The following is an 8,323-nucleotide window of genomic DNA, read 5'->3' on the forward strand; positions in this document are numbered from 1 at the left end:
GACGCGCGATGCAAGAGCGCCCGCCACGGGAGTCCGTGGCGGGCGCTGATCTCGTCGGCCTGCGCGCTGGGCGCGCGCGAGCCATCCTTGCTGGCGGAGCGCCGGCTTAACTGAAAGCGCTGCGCAGCATGCCCAGTGACGGCAGGGTCTGGTTGATCAGGCTGCCGACCAGATTGAGCGCGATGAACACGAAGATCGGGGACAGATCGAGCATGCCGATCGACGGAATCACCTTGCGCACCGGCTTCATGATCGGATCGACCAGCTGGTGAACCAGGATGGCGCCCGGGTGATTGGCCTGCGGTGCGACCCACGACAGGATGATCATCGCGATCAGGGCGAAGAAGTAGATATTGATGATGCTGTCGAGAATGGTGCCCAGCGCCGTCAGCGCGATGAAGCCGACCGGCAGCATGCCGCCACCGAACAGGGCGCCGATCGCGACCAGCACCAGGCTGACGACGATGAAGGCCGCGGCCAGGGTGGCGATGTCGAAGCGACCCAGCGGGCGCAGGATGCCCTGCAACGGGGCCACCAGCGGGTTGGTCGCCTTGACCACTGACTGGGTGACCGGGTTGTAGAAGTCCGCGCGGGACAGCTGCAGCAGGAAGCGCAGCATCAGGATGTAGACAAACAGTTGCAGCAGGATGGTGACCAGCTGAAGTCCGATATTACCCATAGCACCCATGGGGCTTTCCTTAAGACGGTGAGAAGTGGGCGCGCGATAGTGCACGCGTCATGCCGCTAGCATGCCAACAACAGATGAACAGCGCATGATGGCCTGTTGTGACCCGGGCTGCCAGCGGCCTGCAGGAGTTGTCAGTGGTGCAGAGGCTGTCAGCGATCCAGCTCGCGGGCAAGCTCTGCGGCGCGCACGCTGGAGGCCTTGGCGGCGCGCTCGACGATATCGCGCAGGCCATCCTCCTCGAAGCTGTTGATGGCGCGCTCCGTGGTGCCGTTCGGCGAGCACACGCGACGGCGCAGCTCGGCAGGCTCATGCTCGCTGGAGAAGGCCATCTCGGCGGCACCGCGGGCGGTCTGGATCGCCAGGCGGCGCGCGGTCTCGGCGTTCAGTCCCAGCTCGATGCCTGCCGCTTCGAGTGACTCGATGAACAGGAAGAAGTAGGCCGGGCCGGAACCGGAAATGCCGGTGACGGCTTCCAGCAGACCTTCTTCCTCGACCCACTCGACGATACCGACCGCAGTCAGCATCTCATCCATCAAGCCGCGTTGCTCCTCCGTCACCTGGGCGGTGGCATAGAGGCCGCTGGCACCGACACCGACCAGTGACGGCGTGTTGGGCATGCAGCGGATGATGGCGAGGTCGCCGCCCAGCCAGCGCTCGAGGCTGTCGCAGGTGATGCCGGCCGCGACCGAGACGATCAGCGGCTTGCGGTTCTGCACCGCAGGGGTCAGCGCCTGGCAGACGTCATGCATCATCTGCGGCTTGACGCCCAGCACCACCACATCGGCTTGCGAGACGGCATAGGCGTTGTCCTGGGTCGTGCTTACGCCGTAGCGCTGCTCGAGGGCATCGAGTGTCTCGCGCGAGCGAGCCGTGGCGATGATGCGGTCCGCGGGATAACCGGCATCGACCATGCCGCCGAAGATGGCACTGGCCATGTTGCCGGCGCCGATGAAGGCGATGGTGCGCGGTGTAGCGGTGCTCTGGTGCGTCATGCGGTGCTCCTGATCATTCAGTGGAAGGGCTGGCAGCAAGCTCGAGAGCCTTGCGTGAGCGTTGGGCTTGCATCAGCGAGCGTTGGACTCAGTGGACGTGGGAATAGTCACGTGCGCCGAAGATGGCAGTGCCGAGGCGTACCAGTGTCGCACCTTCGGCGACGGCGGCCTCAAGATCCGCGCTCATGCCCATCGAGAGCGTATCGAGCCGGGCCTGCGGGTAGCTGGCGGCGGGGAAGCGCGTCTGCAGTTGTTCCAGCAGCTCACGTAGCTGGCGGAAGGGCGCACGGCGCTCGGTCTCACTGGCATCGGCGGCGCAGGGGGCCGGAATCGCCATCAGGCCGCGCAGGCGCAGCCCGGGCAGCGCGATCACTGTCTCGGCCAGCGCCAGCAGTTCCTGCGGTGCCACGCCAGCCTTGGAGGCTTCGCCGGAGATATTGACCTGCAGGCAGACATCGAGCGCGCCAAGCTCATCGGGGCGCTGCTCGCTCAGGCGGCGTGCGATCTTCTCGCGTTCCACGGTATGCACCCAGGCGAAGTGCTCGGCAATGGCGCGCGTCTTGTTGGACTGGATGGGGCCGATGAAATGCCATTCGATATCGGTGAGGTCCGACAGCGCCTGCTGCTTGTCCAGCGCTTCCTGCAGATAGTTCTCGCCGAAGGCCCGCTGGCCGGATTGCCAGGCTGCGCGCACCAGCGTGGCGGGTTTGGTCTTGCTGACGGCCAGCACTTGCGCCGAATCAGCGTTGCGTTTACTTGTCTGCAATGCCTTTTCCAGCCGCGCGCGGGCCTCTAGGATACACTGGGTAACACAAGCTTCGTCGTCGGGGACTGCGGTCATGCGGCTCGGCTCCAGAATTTGCGGAACAACCTGGCGATGGCTGGCACGGTATCAGGCGTGTCATCAATAGCATGAGCGTGACAGGCCTGGTGACATGGTGCCCATCGCACTATCTACTGAAGAGCCACTTCACACTTTCACCAGAGTACACAAGACTCGTTGGTACAAGAGCTTCGGTCTTCGCGAGGGAACTGCATGGATATTACCGAACTGCTGGCTTTTTCGGCAAAACAGAACGCGTCGGATCTTCACCTGTCCGCTGGTTTGCCACCGATGATTCGTGTCGACGGTGATGTGCGGCGCATCAATGTGCCGTCAATGGATGACAAGCAGGTGCGCGCGCTGATCTACGAGATCATGAATGACAAGCAGCGCCGTGACTTCGAGGAATTCCTCGAGACCGATTTCTCCTTCGAGGTGCCGGGCGTCTCGCGCTTTCGTGTCAACGCCTTCCATCAGGGGCGTGGTGCGGGGGCCGTCTTCCGTACCATCCCCTCGGAAGTGCTGACGATGGAGGATCTGGGGCTCGGTGAAGCCTTCCGCAAGATGTGCATGCTGCCGCGCGGCCTGATTCTTGTCACCGGGCCGACCGGCTCCGGTAAATCCACCACGCTGGCGGCGATGGTCGATTACATCAACGAGAACAAGTACGGCCACATCCTCACCATCGAGGACCCGGTGGAATTCGTGCACCAGTCCAAGCGGTGTCTGGTCAACCAGCGTGAAGTGCACCGTGATACCCACGGCTTCGCGCCCGCGCTGCGTTCGGCGCTGCGTGAAGACCCGGATGTCATTCTGGTCGGCGAGCTGCGAGATCTCGAGACCATCCGCCTGGCGCTGACCGCGGCCGAGACGGGCCACCTGGTGTTCGGCACCCTGCACACCACCTCCGCGACCAAGACCGTCGACCGTATCATCGACGTCTTCCCCGGCGAGGAGAAGTCGATGGTGCGCTCGATGCTGCCCGAGTCCCTGCAGGGCGTCATCGCCCAGACACTGCTCAAGAAGATTGGCGGTGGCCGAGTGGCGGCTCACGAGATCATGATCGCGACGCCTGCCATTCGTAACCTGATCCGCGAGGACAAGGTGGCGCAGATGTATTCCTCCATCCAGACCGGTGGCGCCCTGGGCATGCAGACACTGGATGCAGCGCTGACGCGTCTGTTGGCGGAAGGGCTGGTGACCAATGAAGATGCTCAGGCGAAAGCCAAGGGCTTGTTGAGCTGAATTCGCCGGGAGTACCGACAATCACGTGGCAGGTAGGTGGGGCAGGGGCCGGAACACGTCAACTTTTCAGGTTCATGGGACGGCATTTCAGCGCGAGGCCTTGGGCGCGACTCTCAAGGCGCATATCGGGATACAACTCATGACTCCTCATGAATGGCTGCATGAACTTCTGCAGTTGATGGTCAGCAAGGGCAGCTCGGACCTGTTCATCTCCACTGGCACGCCGCCGCAGATGAAGGTCAATGGCCGCATGGTGGCGCTGGGTGACAAGAAGCTGAGTGTCGATCAGGTGAGAGAGCTGGTGCTCGCACCGATGAGTGACATGCAGCGCGAGCGCTTCGAGGAAGAGCGCGAGGCCAACTTCGCGCATAGCTTGCCGGGAGTCGGGCGCTTCAGGATCAGCGCCTTCTACCAGCGCAGCCAGATGGGCATGGTGATTCGCCGCATCCAGCTGTCGATTCCCAGCCTGGAAGAGTTGCGGCTGCCGGAGATCATCAAGGGGCTTTCCGAGACCAAGCGTGGTCTGGTGATCTTCGTCGGCGGTACCGGCGCCGGCAAGTCGACCTCGCTGGCGGCGATGATCCAGCACCGCAACCAGACCTCGAGCGGGCACATCATCTGCATCGAAGACCCGATCGAGTATATCCACCCTCACCAGCGCTCCATCGTGACGCAGCGTGAAGTTGGGATCGATACCGAGTCCTTCGAGGTGGCACTGCGCAATACGCTGCGCCAGGCGCCGGACGTGATCATGATCGGCGAGATCCGCTCGCGTGAGACCATGGAGCATGCGCTGACCTTCGCCGAGACCGGTCACCTGTGTCTTGCGACGTTGCATGCCAACAATGCCAACCAGGCGCTGGACCGCATCATCCACTTCTTCCCGGAGGAGCGTCATGAACAGGTGTGGATGGATCTGTCGCTGAACCTCAAGGGCATCGTGGCCCAGCAGCTGCTGCCTCACAAGAGTGGCAACACCACCCAGCGCGTGCCGGCCATTGAGGTGATGCTGCGTTCACCGCTGATCGTCGACCTGATCCGCAAGGGCGCGGTGGTCGAGATCAAGGACGTCATGAAGCGCTCGCAGCAGCAGGGCATGATGACCTTCGATCAATCGCTGTACGCCTTGCATCAGCAGGGCTTGATCACCGAGGAAGTGGCATTGGCGCATGCCGATTCCGCCAATGACCTGCGCCTGATGATCAAGTTCGGTGATTCCGACAGTGCCCAGGAAGCCCAGCTGGATGTCCTGAATGCCGCCAGTCGCTTCTCGCTGCAAGGGGATGACGACTGAGGCGTGTCGGTGATGCCAGCTGTCGGTGACGCTAGCATAGTGATTGGTCAATCAAGAGCCGCCCTGCTTCTGAGGAAGAGGGCGGCTTTTTCGTATCCGCTGAGGATCAGCGGGCGTAGAGGCCGCCCAGCACTCTCGGGCCGCTCGCGCCGGTCACGCTGGGCAGGTTGCCGGGGCGCTCCAGTACTCTACGCGCCGCGAGCCAGGCAAAGGCGCTGGCTTCGAGCAGGTCTGCGTTCCAGCCCATATCAGCGCAGGACATGAGAGGCGTCGCTTGCTCGCCTTGCGCCAGGCGCTGCTCCAGCTGCGTGAGCAGGGCGCCATTGCGTGCCCCGCCACCACAGGGTGTCAGCGCAGCCAGTGACACGCCGGTCTGCTCCAGTGCCTGCACGATGCTCTCGACGGTCAGGCTCAAGAGCGTGGCCTGCACGTCGGCCGGTGCCTCGTCGCCGTTCAGGTGCTGTGCCAACCAGTCGAGATGGAAGTCTTCTCGGCCAGTGCTCTTGGGAAGTGGTCGGCGGAAGTAATCGGCCGACAGCAATCTCTCGAGCAAGCCAGGGATCACCTTGCCGCTGGCGGCCCATTGGCCGTCCTGATCCACCGCGGTGCCACGATGACGGGCATGCCAGGCATCCAGCAGGCAGTTGGCGGGGCCGGTATCGAAGCCGATGACGTCAGCCGTGGAGTCCTGAGGGGGAAGTAGCGTCAGATTGGCGATGCCGCCCAGGTTGAGCAGCCCATGCCATTGGTCTGGCTGACTGAAAAGGGCAGCGTGGAAGGCGGGCGCCAGCGGGGCCGCCTGACCGCCGGCGGCCAGATCACGGCGCCGGAAGTCAGCGACGACGGGAATGCCGCACAGCTCGGCCAGCAGGCTGGGGTTGTCGAGCTGCAGGGTGTAGGGCGTGTGACATGGCCGGTCGCTGAAGCCGTAGGGGCGATGCTCGATGGTCTGGCCATGGCTGCCGATGGCCGCGATATCGTCTGCACTCAGTTGCTGGCGGGTCAGCAAGCGCGTCACTGCGCTGGCGGCCAGTTCGGCCAACGCCTGCTCGGCGGCGGCGAGATCGGCGAAGCATGCCTCATCGCAATGCATCAGCTGCCAGAGCCGAGTCCGCAGTGTCTCGGGCAGCGGCAGATCGAGCCCATCAATGAAGCGAATCCGTTCGTGGTCTGGCGAGGAGGGGGTGATATCGAGCAAGGCGATATCGAGTCCGTCCAGGCTGGTGCCGGTCATCAAGCCAAGGTAGAGCGCCATTGGGGGTCTCCCGATCATTGGGGGCGTGCAATAGGGGGGTGAAGCTTGTGAGCACGCCGCTCTGCGGCAGGGGGTGCATGCCATGCTCGTCATGCTAACATTCTCGGCCAACATGCCCCGTTACGAGGGGAGCAGCAACGGTCAGAGAGGGCAGGATGAGCGACAAGTCAGTAGTGGAAGCGCTGGAGATCATCAAGCGCGGTACCGATGAGGTGCTGGTCGAGGAAGAGCTGATCAAGAAGCTCGAGTCCGGGCGCAAGCTCAAGGTCAAGGCGGGCTTTGATCCGACGGCGCCGGACCTGCACCTCGGTCATACGGTGCTGATCAACAAGCTGCGCCAGCTGCAGGACCTTGGTCACGAGATCATCTTCCTGATCGGTGATTTCACCGGCCGCATCGGCGACCCCACCGGCAAGAGCGTGACGCGCAAGCCGCTGACCGAAGAGGATGTGAAGGCCAACGCCCTGACGTATCAGGAGCAGGTCTTCAAGATCCTCGACAAGGAGAAGACGCGCATCGCCTTCAACTCCGAATGGATCAACAAGCTCTCCGCGGGTGACATGATCGAGCTGGCGGCCTCCAGTACGGTCGCGCGCATGCTCGAGCGTGACGATTTCGACAAGCGCTATACCGGCAATCAGCCGATCTCCATCCATGAGTTCCTCTACCCGCTGATCCAGGGGTATGACTCCGTGGCACTGGAAGCGGACATCGAGCTTGGCGGCACCGATCAGAAGTTCAATCTGCTGATGGGGCGTGAGCTGCAGCGCCAGCGTGGCCAGGAGCCGCAGGTCGTGATCACCATGCCGATCCTCGAGGGCCTGGATGGCGTACAGAAGATGTCCAAGTCGCTGGGCAACTACATCGGCATCAACGACCGCCCGGGCGAGATGTTCAACAAGATCGTCTCCATGCCGGATTCGCTGATGTGGCGTTACTTCGAGCTGCTGTCGCTGCGTCCTCTCGATGAAGTGAAGGCGCTGATGGCCAGCATCGACGACGGTGCCAACCCGCGTGATATCAAGATGGAGCTGGCGCGCGAGCTGGTGGCACGCTTTCACGATGAAGAAGCGGCGGCGACGGCGCACCTCTCCAGCGGCAATCAGCTGGCCGACGGCGAGCTGCCGGCGGACATGCCGGATGTCACCGTCAGCCTGGAAGGCGCCGAGGTGGCGCCGATCGCGGCGGTCATCAACCGCGCGGGCCTGGCCAACAACAGCGCTCAGGCCAAGGACATGCTCAAGAATGGTCGCGTGAAAGTGGATGGCGAAGTGGTCGAGCCTTCCTATATGGCACCTTTCGATACTGCCATCGTCATCCAGGCGGGCAAGAAGCGCTACGCCCGAGTGACCGTGACGCGCTGAGGTACTGAGGGATACTGAAAGGTATTGAGAAGACGCTGGCGTATGTCGCCTCCCGTTCGGCCCCACCAGACATGGTGGGGCCGAACGCGTTTTGAGCGCCTGACATCACCGCGGCGAGATTCTCTCAAGAAAGCCCTTGCCCTCACGGCGGTTCGTGCGTAAAGTACGCATCCGCTGCCGGGGACGCATGGCGTTACCAGCGGTGAAAGAGGTTTGCAGGTGATTGTTTTACTTGATGTTTTTGAAGCCCGCTTCGACATCATCGATTGACAATCCCGGGCGATTCGCTAGAATACGCCGCACTCCTTACGGAACAGGTGATCGAGCAATGCTCCTCACCGCTTGATGATGCTTAGAGGCAGTCGACTGACTCATCATCAAGTGCTTGACTTCTCAAGCGTTCCGGGTAAAATATGCCTCCTCGCTTAATAGCGACGCTCTTTAAAAATTTGATCAGGTAATTCGTGTGAGCGCTTGCCGATGAGTGGTGACAAGGTCACCAAATATCGGAGCAAGCCTCTCACGAGAAGTTTGGCTCTGAACCAAGTTTGGTCTGCTTAACAGACTATCAAGCTTTCAACTGAAGAGTTTGATCATGGCTCAGATTGAACGCTGGCGGCAGGCTTAACACATGCAAGTCGAGCGGAAACGATCCTAGCTTG

Annotated in this window: 7 protein-coding genes and 1 rRNA gene; 4 read left to right on the top strand and 4 right to left on the bottom strand. The window is 62.2% G+C overall.

Annotation, left to right across the window (positions count from 1 at the left end):
- Positions 1 to 106: 106 nt before the first annotated feature.
- The 3 genes from IZU87_RS07795 to IZU87_RS07805 form a co-directional block, all read right to left on the bottom strand.
- Positions 107 to 688, bottom strand: coding sequence for a YggT family protein (locus tag IZU87_RS07795; RefSeq protein ID WP_043333437.1), 582 nt, complete (start codon positions 686 to 688; stop codon positions 107 to 109).
- Positions 689 to 837: 149 nt separating this feature from the next.
- A complete protein-coding gene (gene proC / locus IZU87_RS07800) occupies positions 838 to 1,680 on the bottom strand; it encodes a pyrroline-5-carboxylate reductase (RefSeq protein ID WP_043333440.1) in 843 nt (280 codons plus the stop codon).
- 88 nt (positions 1,681 to 1,768) lie between these two features.
- Entirely contained in the window at positions 1,769 to 2,521 is a 753-nt protein-coding gene (locus IZU87_RS07805; RefSeq protein WP_131431152.1) for a YggS family pyridoxal phosphate-dependent enzyme, read from the bottom strand.
- A gap of 195 nt (positions 2,522 to 2,716) precedes the next feature.
- On the opposite strand from IZU87_RS07805, the gene IZU87_RS07810 reads away from it, so the two are divergent.
- Complete coding sequence (locus IZU87_RS07810; RefSeq protein WP_213114188.1) at positions 2,717 to 3,748, top strand: type IV pilus twitching motility protein PilT; 1,032 nt, start codon at positions 2,717 to 2,719, stop codon at positions 3,746 to 3,748.
- 139 nt (positions 3,749 to 3,887) lie between these two features.
- Complete coding sequence (locus IZU87_RS07815; RefSeq protein ID WP_043333447.1) at positions 3,888 to 5,042, top strand: PilT/PilU family type 4a pilus ATPase; 1,155 nt, start codon at positions 3,888 to 3,890, stop codon at positions 5,040 to 5,042.
- A gap of 106 nt (positions 5,043 to 5,148) precedes the next feature.
- On the opposite strand, the gene IZU87_RS07820 is transcribed toward IZU87_RS07815, so the two are convergent.
- Positions 5,149 to 6,297 carry an anhydro-N-acetylmuramic acid kinase gene (locus tag IZU87_RS07820; RefSeq protein ID WP_213114189.1) on the bottom strand — a complete coding sequence of 383 codons (1,149 nt, stop codon included), beginning with the start codon at positions 6,295 to 6,297 and terminating at the stop codon, positions 5,149 to 5,151.
- A 155-nt stretch (positions 6,298 to 6,452) separates the two neighbouring features.
- Here IZU87_RS07820 and tyrS point away from each other — a divergent pair, with 155 nt between their 5' ends.
- Together tyrS and IZU87_RS07830 are read left to right on the top strand one after the other, a co-directional pair.
- Positions 6,453 to 7,661, top strand: coding sequence for a tyrosine--tRNA ligase (tyrS, locus tag IZU87_RS07825; protein ID WP_054556461.1), 1,209 nt, complete (start codon positions 6,453 to 6,455; stop codon positions 7,659 to 7,661).
- Between the two features lie 577 nt (positions 7,662 to 8,238).
- Positions 8,239 to 8,323, top strand: a 16S ribosomal RNA gene (locus tag IZU87_RS07830); the annotation flags it as partial.

It is taken from the genome of Cobetia sp. MC34 (assembly GCF_018340035.1).
Taxonomy (GTDB): domain Bacteria; phylum Pseudomonadota; class Gammaproteobacteria; order Pseudomonadales; family Halomonadaceae; genus Cobetia; species Cobetia amphilecti.

Excerpts from the sequence above, each read along its gene's own strand:
- IZU87_RS07795 (WP_043333437.1), bottom strand. The coding sequence starts at position 688 with ATGGGTGCTATGGGTAATATCGGACTTCAGCTGGTCACCATCCTGCTG.
- proC (WP_043333440.1), bottom strand. The coding sequence starts at position 1,680 with ATGACGCACCAGAGCACCGCTACACCGCGCACCATCGCCTTCATCGGC.
- IZU87_RS07805 (WP_131431152.1), bottom strand. The coding sequence starts at position 2,521 with ATGACCGCAGTCCCCGACGACGAAGCTTGTGTTACCCAGTGTATCCTA.
- IZU87_RS07810 (WP_213114188.1), top strand. The coding sequence starts at position 2,717 with ATGGATATTACCGAACTGCTGGCTTTTTCGGCAAAACAGAACGCGTCG.
- IZU87_RS07815 (WP_043333447.1), top strand. The coding sequence starts at position 3,888 with ATGACTCCTCATGAATGGCTGCATGAACTTCTGCAGTTGATGGTCAGC.
- IZU87_RS07820 (WP_213114189.1), bottom strand. The coding sequence starts at position 6,297 with ATGGCGCTCTACCTTGGCTTGATGACCGGCACCAGCCTGGACGGACTC.
- tyrS (WP_054556461.1), top strand. The coding sequence starts at position 6,453 with ATGAGCGACAAGTCAGTAGTGGAAGCGCTGGAGATCATCAAGCGCGGT.